Annotated in this window: 17 protein-coding genes; 9 read left to right on the plus strand and 8 right to left on the minus strand. The window is 35.9% G+C overall.

Going from position 1 to position 16,983, the window contains the following annotated elements; all coding sequences use genetic code 11:
• Positions 1–15: 15 nt before the first annotated feature.
• Positions 16–711 carry a cytochrome c biogenesis CcdA family protein gene (locus tag CLOS_RS14305; protein WP_012160555.1) on the minus strand — a complete coding sequence of 232 codons (696 nt, stop codon included), beginning with the start codon at positions 709–711 and terminating at the stop codon, positions 16–18.
• A gap of 278 nt (positions 712–989) precedes the next feature.
• Between CLOS_RS14305 and CLOS_RS14310 the strand changes: the two genes are divergently transcribed.
• The 3 genes from CLOS_RS14310 to CLOS_RS14325 all read left to right on the plus strand — a co-directional run bounded on the left by CLOS_RS14310 (position 990) and on the right by CLOS_RS14325 (position 4,970).
• Positions 990–2,480, plus strand: a complete 1,491-nt coding sequence (locus CLOS_RS14310; RefSeq protein WP_012160556.1) for a spore germination protein — start codon at positions 990–992, stop codon at positions 2,478–2,480.
• Positions 2,477–3,631: a Ger(x)C family spore germination protein gene (locus CLOS_RS14315; RefSeq protein ID WP_012160557.1), complete on the plus strand. Its 1,155-nt coding sequence runs from the start codon at positions 2,477–2,479 to the stop codon at positions 3,629–3,631. The genes CLOS_RS14310 and CLOS_RS14315 overlap by 4 nt, the downstream gene beginning before the upstream one ends.
• A 238-nt stretch (positions 3,632–3,869) precedes the next feature.
• Positions 3,870–4,970 carry a GerAB/ArcD/ProY family transporter gene (locus tag CLOS_RS14325; RefSeq protein WP_012160558.1) on the plus strand — a complete coding sequence of 367 codons (1,101 nt, stop codon included), beginning with the start codon at positions 3,870–3,872 and terminating at the stop codon, positions 4,968–4,970.
• 77 nt (positions 4,971–5,047) lie between these two features.
• Here the strand turns inward: CLOS_RS14325 and CLOS_RS14330 are convergent, their stop codons facing one another.
• The 3 genes from CLOS_RS14330 to CLOS_RS14340 form a co-directional block, all read right to left on the minus strand.
• Positions 5,048–6,391 carry an urease accessory protein UreH domain-containing protein gene (locus CLOS_RS14330; protein ID WP_012160559.1) on the minus strand — a complete coding sequence of 448 codons (1,344 nt, stop codon included), beginning with the start codon at positions 6,389–6,391 and terminating at the stop codon, positions 5,048–5,050.
• Positions 6,392–6,577: 186 nt separating this feature from the next.
• The gene (locus CLOS_RS14335; RefSeq protein ID WP_012160560.1) at positions 6,578–7,831 is read right to left on the minus strand and encodes a GNAT family N-acetyltransferase; all 1,254 of its coding nucleotides are present in this window, start codon (positions 7,829–7,831) and stop codon (positions 6,578–6,580) included.
• 44 nt (positions 7,832–7,875) lie between these two features.
• A complete protein-coding gene (locus CLOS_RS14340; RefSeq protein ID WP_012160561.1) occupies positions 7,876–8,730 on the minus strand; it encodes a GNAT family N-acetyltransferase in 855 nt (284 codons plus the stop codon).
• A 318-nt stretch (positions 8,731–9,048) separates the two neighbouring features.
• Between CLOS_RS14340 and CLOS_RS14345 the strand changes: the two genes are divergently transcribed.
• The 4 genes from CLOS_RS14345 (at position 9,049) to CLOS_RS14360 (ending at position 11,866) form a co-directional block, all read left to right on the plus strand.
• The gene (locus CLOS_RS14345; RefSeq protein WP_012160562.1) at positions 9,049–9,414 is read left to right on the plus strand and encodes a YbaN family protein; all 366 of its coding nucleotides are present in this window, start codon (positions 9,049–9,051) and stop codon (positions 9,412–9,414) included.
• Between the two features lie 44 nt (positions 9,415–9,458).
• Entirely contained in the window at positions 9,459–10,430 is a 972-nt protein-coding gene (locus CLOS_RS14350; protein WP_012160563.1) for a helix-turn-helix transcriptional regulator, read from the plus strand.
• 73 nt (positions 10,431–10,503) lie between these two features.
• Complete coding sequence (locus tag CLOS_RS14355) at positions 10,504–10,953, plus strand: GyrI-like domain-containing protein (protein WP_012160564.1); 450 nt, start codon at positions 10,504–10,506, stop codon at positions 10,951–10,953.
• Between the two features lie 493 nt (positions 10,954–11,446).
• A complete protein-coding gene (locus CLOS_RS14360) occupies positions 11,447–11,866 on the plus strand; it encodes a DUF5412 family protein (protein WP_012160565.1) in 420 nt (139 codons plus the stop codon).
• A 216-nt stretch (positions 11,867–12,082) separates the two neighbouring features.
• Here the strand turns inward: CLOS_RS14360 and CLOS_RS14365 are convergent, their stop codons facing one another.
• The 4 genes from CLOS_RS14365 to CLOS_RS14380 form a co-directional block, all read right to left on the minus strand.
• Positions 12,083–12,625: a GNAT family N-acetyltransferase gene (locus CLOS_RS14365; RefSeq protein ID WP_012160566.1), complete on the minus strand. Its 543-nt coding sequence runs from the start codon at positions 12,623–12,625 to the stop codon at positions 12,083–12,085.
• Between the two features lie 31 nt (positions 12,626–12,656).
• A complete protein-coding gene (locus CLOS_RS14370; protein ID WP_012160567.1) occupies positions 12,657–13,631 on the minus strand; it encodes a GNAT family N-acetyltransferase in 975 nt (324 codons plus the stop codon).
• A gap of 54 nt (positions 13,632–13,685) precedes the next feature.
• Complete coding sequence (locus CLOS_RS14375; RefSeq protein ID WP_012160568.1) at positions 13,686–14,204, minus strand: GNAT family N-acetyltransferase; 519 nt, start codon at positions 14,202–14,204, stop codon at positions 13,686–13,688.
• Between the two features lie 111 nt (positions 14,205–14,315).
• Positions 14,316–14,870 (minus strand): hypothetical protein, encoded by a 555-nt coding sequence (locus CLOS_RS14380; protein ID WP_012160569.1) that lies wholly within the window; start codon positions 14,868–14,870, stop codon positions 14,316–14,318.
• A 197-nt stretch (positions 14,871–15,067) separates the two neighbouring features.
• Here CLOS_RS14380 and CLOS_RS14385 point away from each other — a divergent pair, with 197 nt between their 5' ends.
• Both CLOS_RS14385 and kynU read left to right on the plus strand, forming a co-directional pair.
• Complete coding sequence (locus CLOS_RS14385; protein WP_012160570.1) at positions 15,068–15,502, plus strand: Lrp/AsnC family transcriptional regulator; 435 nt, start codon at positions 15,068–15,070, stop codon at positions 15,500–15,502.
• Between the two features lie 143 nt (positions 15,503–15,645).
• Positions 15,646–16,929 carry a kynureninase gene (gene kynU / locus CLOS_RS14390; RefSeq protein WP_012160571.1) on the plus strand — a complete coding sequence of 428 codons (1,284 nt, stop codon included), beginning with the start codon at positions 15,646–15,648 and terminating at the stop codon, positions 16,927–16,929.
• Positions 16,930–16,983: the final 54 nt, after the last annotated feature.

Genomic DNA, 16,983 nt, shown 5'->3' on the forward strand with positions numbered 1-16,983 from the left:
GGTTTATTCTCTCCTCTACAATAAAAATCGGCTAATATAAACAATCTTATTAAAAAACACTAAAACTCCAAAAACTATCATGATAAAACCGCTAATTTTCGGAATGTATGGAATAAATCTTTCAGCTTTCTGAATGAACCTATTGAATGTATTGATGAACAAGGATGTCAGTATAAAAGGAATTGCCATACCAATGGAGTATATTAACAAAAGATACACGCCCTTTGAAACCGTAGCGGAGCTTCCTGCATAGACCAGTATGGACGCTAGCACCGGTCCAAAGCAAGGCGTCCATCCGGCAGCAAAAGCCATTCCCATTAGAATGGAGCTAAACCAATTCGTCATTTTTTTTGGCGCTTTCAATCTCTTTTCTAGCTTTAAAATATTTAAATTTAAAATCCCCATCATATTGAATCCAAAAATCATAATTAAAATACCGCTGATCTTAGAGAAAATTTCTCTATTCCTTATAAATATTTTCCCCAGAAAACCAGCAGATGTTCCCATAATCATAAAAATAATTGTGAAGCCTAGGACAAAACCCATGGTTCTTTTAAAAGCCAATAGCTTACTTTGGTTGATTTCCTCCTCTACACTAATACCAGTGATGTACATTATGTAGACTGGTACTAAGGGCAGTATGCATGGTGAAAAAAAGGATAGGAATCCAGCACCAAAAGCTATGGACAGCGAAACATTTTCTAAATTCATCTTCATCCTCCTAAAACTTATAGTAATTCATCATATGATCATCTTTACAACTTCATAACTACCCATACATCTCTTGATTACAACCTAGTCCCCATTTATTGCTGAACAGTCACTTCCATCATTCCTTATGCGATTGTATCGGACGCTTATTCATTTAAGCTCTATTTTTACTATTATAAACTATACCCCACCATAGGGTCTTTAAAATCTTGAATATTATCTCATACTTTTGTTGAAACTACTAGTTATAATAATTAATTGTATAGGGTGCATTAACTATGTATAGATTAGAAGATTACAAATTACATCCATCACCGGATAAGAATATCGAAATGATTAAAGAAATCTTTGATCATGACGCTACATTAGTCAGCAGGTTATTTCAAAATCAAAATAATACTTGTTTAAAATGCGGTATCGTTTTTATCGATGGAATGGTCAATGATGGACACATTAATGAAGATATTATAAAACCGATTTTAACAAACGCTGTTGTAAAGAATAAAGCTGATTTATTCGATCAGCTGCAATATGAAATCATCTCTGCAAGCAATGTAAGTAGAACGGACGATGTTAACAAAATCATTGAGGAAATTGTTAGCGGTAGTACGGTTCTTTTCTTAGAAAACGCAAATTCAGCTTTAATAATAGATACACAGCAATATGAAACTAGGTCTATAGAAGAGCCTGTTTCAGAAAAGACTTTAAGGGGACCCAGAGAAGGATTTACAGAAAATATCTTAACCAATATTTCTATGGTAAGGAGAAAGTTAAAAACCAATCACCTTAAACTTGAATTTAGAGTTTTTGGAAAACAAAGTCATACAAAAACCTGTATCTGCTATATTGATGGGATCGTAAATAAAAAGATACTTCAGGAATTGTATCGAAGGCTGGAGGACTTTCACATGGATGGGGTATTGGATGTAAATTATATACAAGAATTCATCAAGGATTCTCCCTTATCTCTATTTGATACAACGGGAACCACAGAAAGACCGGATGTTGTTGCTGCTAAGCTTTTAGAGGGTAGAATTGCCATTATTATTGATGGTAGCCCAGTGGTACTCACAGTTCCCTTTTTATTTATTGAATACTTTCAGTCCTGTGAAGACTATTATGTAAGCTTTTATTTTTCATCGATCGGAAGGCTGCTCAGAGTATTTAGCTTTATCTTTACAATAAGCATACCAGCCATATACTTATCCTTAGTCACATTTCACCAAGAGCTGATTCCAACAAACCTCCTCCTCAGCATATCCGCGGCTAGGCAGGGTGTACCATTTCCAACGGTGATTGAATTAGTAGCCCTATTGATTATTTTTGAAATATTACGTGAGTCTGGTACAAGAATGCCCATCCCCATGGGTGAGTCTTTGAGCATTGTAGGGGCCCTGGTTTTAGGTCAGGCTGCCGTAGAGGCGAGATTTGTAGGAGCGCCTATCGTCATCATAGTTTCAATAACAGCCATAACAGGACTTATGATATCGCAAATTAAAGGGGCATCTATTACATTACGATTCGCATTTTTGCTTATTTCAGCCACCTTAGGTTTATACGGGTATATATTTGCCATTGCCACATTGCTCATTAGCTTGTTTAAGATCCGTTCCTTCGGCATTCCGTATATGTCTAATGTAACCTCAATACACCTTCAGGAATTAAAGGACACTGCCATCAGAGCACCTTGGTGGTATATGAAATATCGCCCAAAGGTCTTAGCTTATAAGAATATTCAGCGAAAATCTACTGGAGGCAGAAAACTATGAAAAAACGTCTCTTATTATTTATTGGTATCATCATACCCATGACGATACTTTCTGGTTGTTGGAATTATACAGAAATAGATAAAATAGCCATAGTTTCTGGCGTGGCAATTGACAAAGGTAGAGAGGGTAATAAGTTTATGATTACTGCCGAAATAGTGGAAATACAAGGGAGCCTAACGCAGGGAAATGTAAAAGCTAGGAGAATCCAAGCGGAAGGAGAGACGCTTTTCGATGCCATAAGAAATATTTTGCGTATTTCAGCGAAAAAGCTGTACTGGAACCATACGAAGGCTGTTGTATTAAGTCAAGAGGTAGCAAAAGAAGATCTCATCCACATATTAGATTTTTTATCTAGGGACAACCAAACAAGACTGACTTTGAACTTATTTGTATCCAGAGAAAAAACAGCATGGGAATTGTTTGAGCAGCAAAGTATTACAACCGATATACGAGGTTTTGAAATGGATTATATGCTTATAAGTAACAACAATCTATCGAAGTCTGGCGCAATGGATATGATCGAATTAATAGACACTATCTCTAGCGAAGGTATTTCTCCCTATTTACCATCCATCGGTATTACCCTAAATGATGAAAAAAAGACGTCAGAGCTTAATAGCATCGCTGTTTTTCAAAAGGATAAACTCCTTGGCTTTTTAGATGGTAGCGACACGAAGTTCTTTCTTTTTGCAAAAGACAGAATAAAAGGCGGAGTGCTCATGATATCTCCCGAGGAAAGTCATCAGGATCATAAGGTCACATTAGAAATCCTTAATAATACAACAAAAATAAGGCCCGTTTATCTTGATGAGAAACTTACTATGAAAATCGATATTCACACAGAAGTTGTTATCGGGGAGAATGATTTTCTCATAGATTATATTAATAGAGAAGGCAGATCTCAACTTAAGGCAGCAGCAGAGCAACAGTTAAAAGAAGATGTACAGAATGTAATCCATAAAATTCAGAAGGATTTTGGTTCCGATATTTTGGGCTTTGGAAGAATCATCAAAGCATACCATCCGAGTTTATGGAAAAATATTAAATACCAGTGGGATGAGCTTTTTAAAACAGTAGCAGTCGATGTCCATGTAGAACTGGATATCATAGGAAGCGGAATTAATTCTACACCGATACGAGTAGGTGAATAAGGATGATGGTATTTGTAATATATTCCATTCTTTATATTTTGTTTATACTGATTGACATCATACCTCTTTATAACGATGGTGATAAAAAGCTGTTTTGGATCTATACGATTCTGTTCCTATGCTCTTATGTATTTTTTGCTCTAATAAGTGCTGGCATAAAGATTCCAAGTCCTGCAGATGCAATAGAAAAAATTATAATGAGGATCATTAATTTCTTTTACTTGGGGTGAATGCAGTTATGAATAAAGAAGTGATTTCAACTAGGCAGGGGATCAGCATAATGATTTTGTTCTTAATAGGAACTACCTTAGTTGCTGGTGGCGCCAATAAGGCGCAACAAGATGCTTGGATTTCAATTTCCTTTGCTATTTTAATGGCAATTCCTTTGTGTTTTATGTATTCAAGAATTACTACACTGCTTTATGGTAAAAACTTATTTGAAATTGTGGAGATATTGTTTGGCAGGATACTAGGAAAAATTATCACCATACTATATACTTGGTACTTCTTTCACATAGGATCTTTAGTGATTAGAAATATTACAGAGTTTATTCAAGTTGTCTCTTTCCCAGATACACCACAACCCTTTGTTGCTATATTTATGGGCTTAGTCGTAATATACATGATTAAAAGTGGAATCGAAGGATTGGGACGATGGACTGAATTCGTTTTACCAGTAGTATTGTTCACACTTATTATCATTATTTTTTTATCGGCACCTAAAGTAAATCTAATGAATCTAAGACCAATCCTATATAATGGATTTAAACCGGTTTTTCAAGGAGCAGTATCTCTTATTATATTCCCATTTGCAGAAACAATCGTTTTTACAGTAGTTTTTAGTTCCTTACAAAATCACAGGAAAAGCTTTAAAATCTACTTTGTGAGCATACTCATTGCTGGGTTGGTTATATTTTCAATATCCATTAGAAATATTCTAGTTTTAGGCGCATCCAGTATAGGCACCCTTTACTTCCCCTCCTATTCTGCAGTATCTTTAATCGACATAGGAGATTTCCTTCAGCGTATTGAGGTCATCGTCTCCGTAACATTAATCGTATCTAGTATTGCAAAACTAAGTGTCTTTTTGTTTGCAACAAGCCTTGGCATTGCACAAATATTTAACTTAAAGAATTATACATCCATAGCGACCCCAATCTGTCTTCTTATGATAAACTTATCCATAATCATCTATGGAAGTACGATGGAAATGTTTCATTGGATAGAACGATTTTTGCCCTATTATTCAATACCCTTCCAGCTAATAATTCCCTTATGCATCTGGATTACTGCCGAAATTAAAGGTAAATCCTACAACGCTACTTCCAAAAACCCATAGCTTCTTAGGATTTATTCCTTCCAATATAAATTTTATGCCTAAGGAAAGACATTCCTTAGGCACTTATTTATGTTAGATTAATCTGTACAGCATTTGACTGGCTTCGGTGCCACCGTATTTATATTGGCTGGTATATTGTTGATATCTTCTACAACGATGAATTTACCTCCCAGCATTCCCATCCAACAGCTAAACCGTAATTCTCCTTCTGCTTCTGGCGTAAATTTAATGATATTATGCCCCTCTTTAATTTTTTGACTTATATTTAATTCTGGAATTAAAATTTCATTATTACAGCTATCTACAGCATCGCCTAAGATAACCCAATTTACAGGCTTCCCTTTTTCAATGATAAAAACATTGGGATCGTATCCCTGACGATTGGCTGATGTATTGATAATCTGAAAATCATTAATTATTTCTGGAAGCATTGCATTATACGATGTTTGTTTTGAATCTATAAAGCTGGTAATCGTTGCGTTTCCTTGTAAGGTCAGCCCTCTGTTGACCATTACAACGCCTAAAATCATAACTAAAACTGAGCTTAATTTTAATAGCCTTTTATTCAGTCCACTACTGATATACCCGCTGATAGCCCCTAATCCCATCATTAAGGGTACTGTTCCTAGGCTAAAAACAAACATTGCGAAGGCTCCTCTTAATGCACTTCCTGTTCCAAGGGCATATATTTGCATTGTCTGTAAGGGACCACAGGGCATCAGACCTGTAGCCAAGCCTATAAAAAATGGGGTATTTTTTTTCTTATGAATTCCTGTTGCATTAAAGATTTTAGGAAGCTTTATATAACGCCTTAAAAAAGCGAAAGAGTCCATCATGCTTAGGGCCATCAGTATCATAAACACACCGGCAAAGATTGTGATAGAGCCTTTTATTCTAGGAGAAAAGCTAATTACTGAGCCGATTCCTCCCACCATTGCACCTACAGCAGTATATGCCAGTACTCTACCTATGTTATACAAAAAGCTTGCTTTCATAGGGTTGCTGAATGCCACACTTTGAGAAATTACAATTCCACCACACATGGAAAGACAGTGTAGGGATGTGGCTATACCCAATACAAATAATATGGTATAACTGGCTTCTTCACTTAGCTGAGGAATGCGATTAAAGCCCACTGTATTCCTTGCAATAAAGAAAAAAGCAACAATAATAATTAAAGCCGGAACAATGCCTTTATATTTTTTCCTTACGATATTGGTGTCCACTGCCTTAGCTGTATACCCTAACTTTTCAATCGCCTCTATTATCTTTTTTTCATCATCTGCAACACAGGACAGCCGGCCTTCTTCGTAGGAAACATTCAAATCCGCCACATCCATATTGCTTATGGCTTCCTTTATCCTTCTACTACAGCTGGCGCAATGCATTCCAGAAATCTCTAGGATTAATTTTTTCTTCATTTAGGCTACTCCTTCTCTTATTGATAGAATCGTTTATTTCTATTTTATTATATTACTTTATACGCATCTTTACAGTAATCTTTATCATTTATTTTGAGGAATTTCTTATGAACCATAAGCTATTTTTATTGCACGGAAAAAAGCCACCTTCCTAGATTCCTCCAACTAGAAAGGTGGCTGTATTTCTTAAAACATCGTCATGCAGATGGGTTTCTCCTCAGATGAAAATATGCGGTTGACCTTATGGATATATGCTTCATTTGAAATAGAAGCCCTGCCATATTTATACAAGCTTTGAAAGGATACGGCACAAGTGATCAACGATGAAAAATCTGCTATATCCATATGAATCTCTACATCATAATCATCGGTTTCTTTAAGCTGTCCCAAACCATCCTTAAAATCGACAATAATACTTCCGTTGTTTTCCTCTATTAGATTATCTTGAATCCTAATCTTTAATTGACAGGTTTCATGATTGAAGTTGTGGTCTTTTAACTCTTCAAAGAGTTTACTTATATTGAGTACCCGATACATGATTCCAGTTCCTTGGATGCTGCATTCGTGATATACAGGTGTAAATAGATGGTTAGAGTCATTGGTAGGGTCCTCTAAAATAAATCTAAAATCTTCGTCCTGCAGATGAAATACTACATATCGTATTTGATCACTTTGGCTGTTGAGGTATGTCATAAAAGCCATCAAGGCTTCTCTATGCTCAAAGATCATCTGATTTACTACCATGTCGTTGCTTAAAACATTGCCTGCATTATTCTTAAATTCATATAGGAGATACCCTTTCACTTCACTATCTTCTACATATCCTACCACCTTATTCCGAGGGTTATCGAAGATGGCGGCAAAATCCTTCTCATTTTTTTCTATGAGCCCATTTGTTTTTTCATACATGCGGTGGTAGCAATTCAATAGCTCCGGAGCGTCCTCCCTTTTTAAAAACCTTATATGCTCCTTAGAGCCACCCCTCGGAAGATTCATCGGTTTGATTCGATACTGATTCATGCTGGTGCCAAAGCCAAAGCCCATTTTCTTATAGAAATCTGGTCTAAATGGATACAGCAATGCCATAGAAGCCCCAGCTTTCCTATAATGGTCCATAAATGCAGCGACAATAGACTTTGCTATCTTTTCCTTTTTGTGCAGCGGATGCACTGCTACGAGACCGATTCCACCAGCCTTTGTTTTCTTGGATAAAAGGTTCATTGTGAAATCATGATATCGCATGCCACCCACCAGTTGTTCTTCTCTAAAAACACCGTAATAAGAAATGCCAGCGTCTTCCTCTTGTATTTTGCTAAAAGCCTCCACCCGTTTTTGCTTTAGCTCCTCCGTATCTATTTTAAACCCTGGATAAGCGTCTGCCACAATATGGACGAAATCAGTAAACTCCTTAGTACCCTTTAGCTTTCTAATATGAGTCATTCCACCATCCCCCTCTTGTCAATGATCACTTATTTATAAGCTCCCTATAAAGTTAAATACATTTCATATTGAGCGATTGTATCCCTTTGAAAGCCCGCATGCTTTACAAAGCCTTCCATACTAGCATTATTAGGGAAGCTGATACTTACCTTCGATAGGGCTAAATCTCTTACTGCATTCCCAACCAATGTTTTCCCAATCCCCATATTTCTATAGTTTGGGTCCGTATAGATGAACATCATCTTTCCATTGGCATTGATACTTAAAGCTCCCATTAATTGCTGACCCTCATAAACACCATAATGGTTCAAACCCTCTAGCTTGCTCATATAATCAAAATCATTCTGCCAGTTGATATGGATATCTTTCATACCCTCTGCTAAATTCTGTATGGTATAAAAATCGATTTTATCAATCTTGAATCTAGAATCTACTTCTGTCTGGAGCTTCAGCACATCACTACAGCTAAAATAGCTTAAATCATAAATCTTATGATAGCCTAGATTCTTGTAGAACTTAATTGCTCTGTCATTTCCTACGATAACTTCTAGGAACATTTGCTTACAACCCTTTGCTACAGCCAGCGCCTTATGCAGTTTAAAAAGCTCTTGGCTAATACCCTTCCCTCTGTAGTCTGGATGGATACAAAGTGCACCACATCGAATGGTCCTCAATCCATCAAAGTTTTTAATTCCCCCTAAAATTAAACCTACGGGTTCCTCCCCATCCAATGCGATGAAGGAATTTTCAAGCTGATTGCCCTCAGGACCAAAGAAACGCTTTATAAACGCCTCCTGACTAAGCTGAAGCTGTATCCTGTAATCCGAAAATCCAATTTGAAAAGCATCAAATATCTTTTCTGCATCCATACGTTCATAGCAGTTTCTATATTGAATCATATTCCCACGCCCCTTTCCCTGTTTATAAAATCATGACAAAGGTATCTAAGGTCATTACTGCCTCACCTACGATTGCCCTCATCTAATACCCTATACAATCCACATTGGGTTTTTCCCTTTCCTAATACAGCCCTTCATCTCCACATTATATTATGGAAGGATTTGTATTTAAGGACATAAGCTTAGGAAAACTATATATTTCGATTATATAGAATGGTGTTTACACCATGTATATTATAATTTTATAATGAGAGGGAATAATATAATGATTACAAATTTTTACCAAAGAATTATAAATTCTATAGATGGAGGAATCTCATGAGGCTATATCGTTTTCTATTTGTTGCAGTTGGAATTATTTGTGTAGGTATTGGGATGATCGGTGTCGTATTACCTGTGCTTCCAACGACCCCTTTTTTAATCTTAGCATCTGTTTGCTTTGTAAAAGGCTCCGATAAATTTAATATTTGGTTCAAAAACACTAAGCTTTATAAAAATTATGCGGAGGATTTTGTAAATCACAGAGCTATGACCATTAAGAGAAAGACCCAAATCATGGCCCTGTCTGATTTTATGCTCCTATTCCCATTAATCCGGCTGGATAGCTTCTACATGAAAGGATTTATTATTGTTGTAGCTCTCTTGAAATACTGGTATTTTACATTTAGAATTAAAACAATATAGGGATCATCATAGATTCAATAGACCAGTGATAGGGGGAAAGCTACATGAGGTTACATCGGCTTTTGGGAATTATTATGTTAATTGACTCACGAGGAACAATGAAAGCAAAAGATTTAGCTCGGATACTTGAAACCTCAGAAAGGACAATCTATAGGGATATTGATTTATTATGCGAATCGGGTATTCCTATTTTTTCGGTTTCAGGTCCCAATGGCGGATATGCCTTTATGGAAGACTATCGAATTAATGCTAATGTATTGGAGAGTGGAGATGCTGTCAACCTTTTGCTTTCAAGTATGGGGATCAGACCTGAAGAGGATACTGAAATGGCTCAACAACTTAGAAATGCCATTATTAAACTTGAAAATAGTATATCTGTTGAACATAAAGAAGAGATTATTAAGGCGAAGGAAAGATTTTTTATCGACTCAGATCCTTGGTGGGGAAAAAGAATCCCAAATAAAAATGTAGATCTCATCAAAAAATCAGTGTTAGATTTAAAAAAATTAAAGGTATACTACAGAAAATATGCTGGAGAAATATCTGAAAGAATTATACGACCTTATGGTGCCATCGTAAAAAATTCTGAGTGGTATCTAGCGGCTTATTGTGAAACAAAAAATGATATCCGAGTTTTTAAATGTAGTCGGATTGAAAGTATTGAAGTTCTTGATGAAAGCTTCCTTATGGATGATAATTTCAGTCTGGAACAGTTTTGGAAAGACAGTAAGCAACAATTTATAAAACATACTTCCACTAAAACCAAGCCTAGTATGTACCCTGTCAAAATTAAATTTTTTGAAGAGAAAAAAGATAAACTCCAAGGCTTTCTTGTTCTATCTTCCAGTAAAGTTCACAATGATTGGGTTTATGAGATCGACATGATCAGCTTTCAAACTGCTTGTAATGTGATCTTTCCTCTAAGCGATCGAATGGAAATATTGGAACCTCTAGAGCTTAAAAAATACATCATAGAAAAATGCAAGAAAATCTTAAATTTATATAATCTAGAATAGATTCCTGACATACTATTGGCAAGGATGGATTGGTATAATGATGATACAAAATAAATGAAAGGGGTTCATCGTTATGGAAGGGAAACTATTCAATATTCAAGGATTTAAAGCAGTAGGGATATCTTACTTTGGAGACAATGCCAATGGAGAAATTCCTAGGCTTTGGGAGGCATTTAACCAACAATATAAAGATATAAAGAACAAAAGTAAATCCATGTTTTATTATGGTATCTGTGATAGTGATATGGATGCTCAAGGTAGATTTCACTACACCGCTTGCGTAGAGGTAGATCACTTTGAAGATATCCCAGAAAACATGGAAGCAAAGGCTGTTCCAGAAGGAAGATACTTAGTATATACTTATTCTGGAGACATCAAGGATTTAGGTGAGTTCTATGGCAATATATTCTCCAAATGGCTTCCAGCTTCAGAATATGAAATGGATTATAGACCTCAACTGGAATTATATGACGAAAGATTTATGCAAAATGGAGAATTTGATATTTACATACCGGTTAAGTAGAAATACTGTTAAAAAGGATGTGCAATTGCACATCCTTTTTAAAAATATTAATAGTTCACAGATTATTAATATCAAACTAGGTTTATATAATAATATATTGTCACTTCTACTAATATACTCCATTCATATACCGAACAATTCCTGTAGCTATCATAATCATCACCTCTAATACACCAATTATGTTCCTCTCACTGTAAGAGTACCCTGCTCAACAGGATAGTTGCAGAAAAACAAGATAAATAATATACTGTAAATAACGATCATAACACTAAGCATCTAACACTCTAAAAAGATGCATTTGAATGATAGTTCAACAAAACAAAGTATTTTCAAATAAGTCTATACCTAAGACTGTAGCAACACCATGGTCTGTTTCTTATGGCTATTAAGTAGATGATAAATAGACTGCTACCGAGATAATTAAGTTCATAGATCCTTTACTATCAGTAAGAAAGATTTAATATTAGCTAATATTAGAAAGGAGTAATGTGCTATGCATAAGAAACTAATACTGATTGTACTAATATTAATTGTTGTTATATTTACATGCTATAGTCTATATAATAATTACTATAAGATCGACATAACAAATTACAAATTTTCCTTCCTTGCTCATATAACAGAATCCCCTGATGAAAAATATAGACTGTCAATAACCATTTATAAGGAAAACAAAGAAAGTAATACAGCATATATAATGGCTAATATTCGCAAGCTGCCAGAGAATAAACAAAGCCAAGTAAAAACTATATTTTGGCAAGAAGTTGAAAGTGATACTTTAAAGTATATAAATAAAGATGGTACTACATATGACTATTGGGTTGATAATTTTTGGATTAATTCCGAAACAGTTTCAATTAAAGGCATTCCATTAAACATAAATAGAGATACGTATGATTATCGCCGTAATTAGTAATAGATTATTAAAGATAAGTAAAGTTATCAAATAACACAAAAATAATGATAAAGCACCTCTATATTTTATATAGAGGTGCTTTATCATTAAAACCTATCCAATAGCATTACGCTGTACAAAAGGAACACATATCTTTTTTATAGTGTTCCAATAACAATAACTTAAAATATAAATTGATCAATATGTTCTTCTCTAGTAGTGCACTTAATAAACCTACCTAGCTTTAAATTTACCGAATAGTAAACTATCACAGTATGTATTGTCTATGACATAATAATCCTTTAGTCTGCCTTCTCGTTCGAATCCATTCTTCTCCAGTATACGAGCAGACGCAATATTAGCACTGATTACTCGTGCATGGAGCTTATGAAGATTGAGCGCTTTAAATGCAAAATCATTCATTAAAGCAATGGTTCTAGTGCCGTAACCTTTTCCCCAATAATCTTGATGCAAAACGTAACCGATTTCTGCATGATTTGCTTTTTCATCAAAGCTAAAAATCATGGCGGTACCGATAATCGCATCCGTTGATTTTAGTACAATAGATGCATGTAAATGCGTTCCTTCTGTATCGCGTTTTATCATATTTTCAATATGGCTCCGTGTATCCTCCAATGTTTTCATTAGCTTCCATCCAATGAATCGTGAAACATTTTCATTGGAAGTGTAACTATGTATCGCTTCAGCATCCTCCATATTCAGCGGCTTAAAATAAATTTCTGCATCCTGTAGATGATAGAACATGCTTTTATCCATACGATTCTCCCCTTGATTTTACTGTCGTATATTATCTTTTAATCTCATAATAATCCATGATGGATGTCTCTACAAAACCACAGGATTTATAAAGATTCAATGCATTGGAATTCTCTGTAACTACCTGGAGCTTAATCTCACGAGCGTTTGCTTCTTTTAATTTTTCTACAGCCATCATCAGTATTGCACGCCCAAAGCCCTTGCCCCGATGCTCAGGCAGCACGCCTAACCCGTAAATTCCCCCCACATCAGAGCTCAATTCAATATGAGCCTTCCCGATTATTTGATGGTCTTTTTCTGCAATATAGATGGTCATTCCTTTTTTCTCTTCTTCCTCTGGCAGTATCATCCCTTCTTTCAACAGATCTTCTTCGCCTTCCGCTGAAATTGCCAAATTATTTTCAGCATCATTTTGGAAATCTTTAAATTCATCGTTAAAATAAATATTATTCTGCCGAGCAACCTCATAAGCGTCTGCATTGGTAGCCTTTCTAAAGGTAATTCCCGACGTATTGACGTAAGGCTTCTCTGAATCCTCTTGTTTTAAATACATTTCATATTCTGAATGCTCCAGTGGTAGACCCATGGCTGCAATCAATTTCTGTCCTGCCTCTGATTCTCTATCGCATAGTAACAACATACTTTTTGTACTTCTTCGCTTCCATTCCTCCATTGCCAAATTACTTAAGGTCTTAAATACACCTTGACTTCTATACTCAGGGTGTACCATGCCATTTGCCTCCATAGGCGCACCTTCCCCGCCAAAGCTGGCAAGTCCAATATACCCGATGATCTTATCGCCGTCAAAATACATAAATTCATTTGCATATTTGATCCCCGAGCCTTTGCTCTCTGTAGTACTTATACTCAGCTTATAATCCAGCTCCAGCTTCAAGGCTGTTTGATCTGCACCGATGCATCTTTCTTGGAGCTGGTTCAACATATGATAATCTTCCAAATCAATATTCTCTTTGATTTTAATCCAAGGCTTTTGTATATTCTTCATATAGATATTATCCTCCAGCATTATTTGATTTTTATTACTTAGATCTATTGAAACCTAATCTAGAATTTTCTCAAAACTTAAGCTATCATGCCACCTTCCATTCTGATGGATATACTGGTTATACCGTCCAACAAATTGAAAGCCATTCTTAATTAATACTATTTGTGAACCCATATTATCTGTAGCAGTTCCAGCTTCTACTCTATGCAGTTTGTGTTGATTCAGTTCTTTCTCTAGTACCAGCTTTACAGCACTTGTAGCATATCCCCGTCCTTGATACTGCTCACCTATTCTATAACCGATTTCAGCTTTATTTAAATTTCCTCTTATAACAGATACTAGGTTTACTCTGCCAACAATATTTCCGCAGCTGTTTTCAATTAAATACATATAGAGCAGATCTCTTTCTTGCTCTACAATGATCTCTTTCATCATTGTTTTAAAATTATTAAAATCGTAATAATTCTCTCCTCTGGATAAGCCTACTTTCTCAAAAAAAGATTTATTTTCAAGTTCAAATTTGAAAAGTTTTTCTGAAACTGATTCATCTAGTAATCTTAGCGTAATCTCCATTATGAAAACACCTCTTTTCTATATCACTCGCACATTCCCTATCTGACTTTTATTCTTCCATATCTTCCTCCTAATTCTTTTGACATCGAAAAAAATGAAGTCCAAGGTATCCTACATTTTTACAGTATTATAATACAATAGCAAGTAAAGCCACCCAATCACGATATAAAAAACCCCCGAGGAAGGAAATACCTTCTCATCGCTCTTTTGAATCCTATGAATTAGTGCGCCTTCCACCTCCTTATAGAAAGGCAGATCCTTAATACAGTTAAAATCAATGGATACAGAGTTTAATGAATGCATATATTTAATTTCTTTATTCTCATATCCCTTCAAAATAATTTTATTTTTATACTTTTCATAGGCCATACCCCGCTCCTTTAAAACGCCTGTAAGGGCGGTGGCTACCATTTGAGCATCAACGTTTGTTAAGGTGACTCTGTGTCTGCCAACGATAAGGACTAAAATAAGGGCACCGATCAGTAAAGGTAATGCCCATAGCCATTTACCCTCTTTTATTACGTCTATTATTCGCGGTAATATTACAATCCCAAGAAAAAACAGGTTTACATAGGTTTCTCTGATGGCAAATTTTCTTCTCGTTAGTAATAGCATGCCATACAGTATGATGATTCCTCCAAAAAAGATCCCTAAAGTATAATGCATTTCAATCCCTCTCTTCCTTCTTCTTTATATTTTATTATTCTATATTTTCCCATAAATTCCTTTAAACGATATTGCATCTTTCTTAAATCTTCTTGATAAATTCATCTGCTTAAAAATATGGTATGATTGATTTATAAGTATAGTAAAAATATAGGATAAAAGATGTATCGAGTAAAAACTGCAAAGGGTGATTTTTCATGGATGAAATCGATAAAAAAATTATTGAATTGCTGCAGGAAAATTCTCGTATTTCAATTACGGAAATTTCAAAGATTATTAACCTTTCCAGACCCAGTGTCAGCGAAAGAATGACTCGGTTAACAGAAAAAGGCATCTTGCAAAAGTTTACGACCCATGTACCTCCCAATAAAATCGGTTATGGCGTTAGCTTCTTTATGGAAATTACCGATGTGAAAATTCCTTGGGAAAAGATGGTGGAAATATTGAAGTCCAATGATTATGTAACAGAGATTCATTGTGTGACAGGGAATGCAAACTACATTGTAAAGGCCTCCATGCCCAATGTGGATATGATGAACGACTTTTTATCCCAGTTAATGAAATACAGCCAAGTAGTTACATCCATCATTCTAAATTCTCCTTTAATCCATCGGCCGATTAAGCCCCTTTAGTCCTTCCTTCTGATTGAAGGTTATATAGGAATAATACCTTCATTTTGTAATAAATAAGCCATAAAGCAGTTCAAAAGTCTATATTTCAATTGAATTCTTTATGCTAATATTTTATATAATAAAATATTTTAGGGGGAATATTCATGATTTATGAATTTAAAGATGGATTGGAATTTGCTAAGGAATTAGATCGACTGGACGTACTGAATTCTACTCGCCAGCGCTTCTATTTAAATGAAGGCGAAATTTACATGGACGGAAATTCCTTGGGTCTCAGCTCCAAGGATGCAGAAGCGGCACTTCAGAATGTAATGAATGTATGGCGCAAGGAAGCCATTAAGATTTGGGGCGTTGAGGATGGGCGTTATTTTAAGTTCTCTAGAAACCTTGCAGAAAAATTAAAGTCTTTAATTAATGCAGATGCTGAAGAGATTATTGTGATGGGCAGTATTACCTCAAACCTTCACCAAGCACTGGCAACCTTTTATACACCAACAGAAGCGCGATACAAGATCCTCGTTGATGCGTTAAACTTTCCCTCCGACATTTATGCTACGAAAAGTATGATTGAGCTGAAGGGATATGAAGTTGAAGACGTATTGGTTCAGGTTCAAAGCAAGGATGGACGCACCCTCTGTGAAGAAGATATTATCGCAGAAATGAAAGAGGATGTTGCCTTGATTCTGCTTCCATCGGTTCTATATCGCAGTGCCCAGCTTCTCGATATGGAGCTGATTACAAAGGAAGCCCATAAACGAGGCATTATCATCGGCTGGGACCTAGCTCATTCCATCGGCTCCGTTCCTCATGATTTTAAAAAAATTGACCCCGACTTTGCAGTATGGTGCTCCTATAAATACCTCAACGGTGGCCCAGGGGCAAATGCTGGTATGTATATCAATAGAAGGCATTTCGGTAGAAATGCTGGCCTCAAAGGATGGTTTGGCAGCAAGGAAGAAAGTCAATTCCTTATGAGCCATGAGTTCGATCAAAATAACGATGCCAACGGCTTTCTATTGGGAACGCACAATATGTTTTCCATGGCGCCACTGGATGGCTCTTTGAATATCTTTAATGAAGTAGGTATAGAAACTATACGTGCTAAATCCTTGCACATTACCGCTTACTTGATGTATTTAATCGATCAAAAATTATCTCATCATGGATATTTCATTGGGAATCCTCGTGAAGATAGCCGTCGAGGAGGTCATGTGGCACTGGAACACGATGAAGCCTACCGTATTAGCTTAGCGCTACGGGATCATAAGGTGATTCCCGACTACCGAGAGCCCAATGTGATTCGTCTTGCGCCCGTAGCCCTGTACGTTTCCTATGAAGAGGTGTACCGCTTAGTTGAAATTCTTGAGAAGATTGTTACTCATAAGGAATATGAACACTATTCCTTGAAAAGAGTTACTGTACTGTAGTTCATCGTAGACAAAATAAATGATGCCAAGGCTATAAGATCCATGTTTCACCTT

It is taken from the genome of Alkaliphilus oremlandii OhILAs (assembly GCF_000018325.1).
GTDB classification, from domain to species: Bacteria; Bacillota; Clostridia; order Peptostreptococcales; family Natronincolaceae; genus Alkaliphilus_B; species Alkaliphilus_B oremlandii.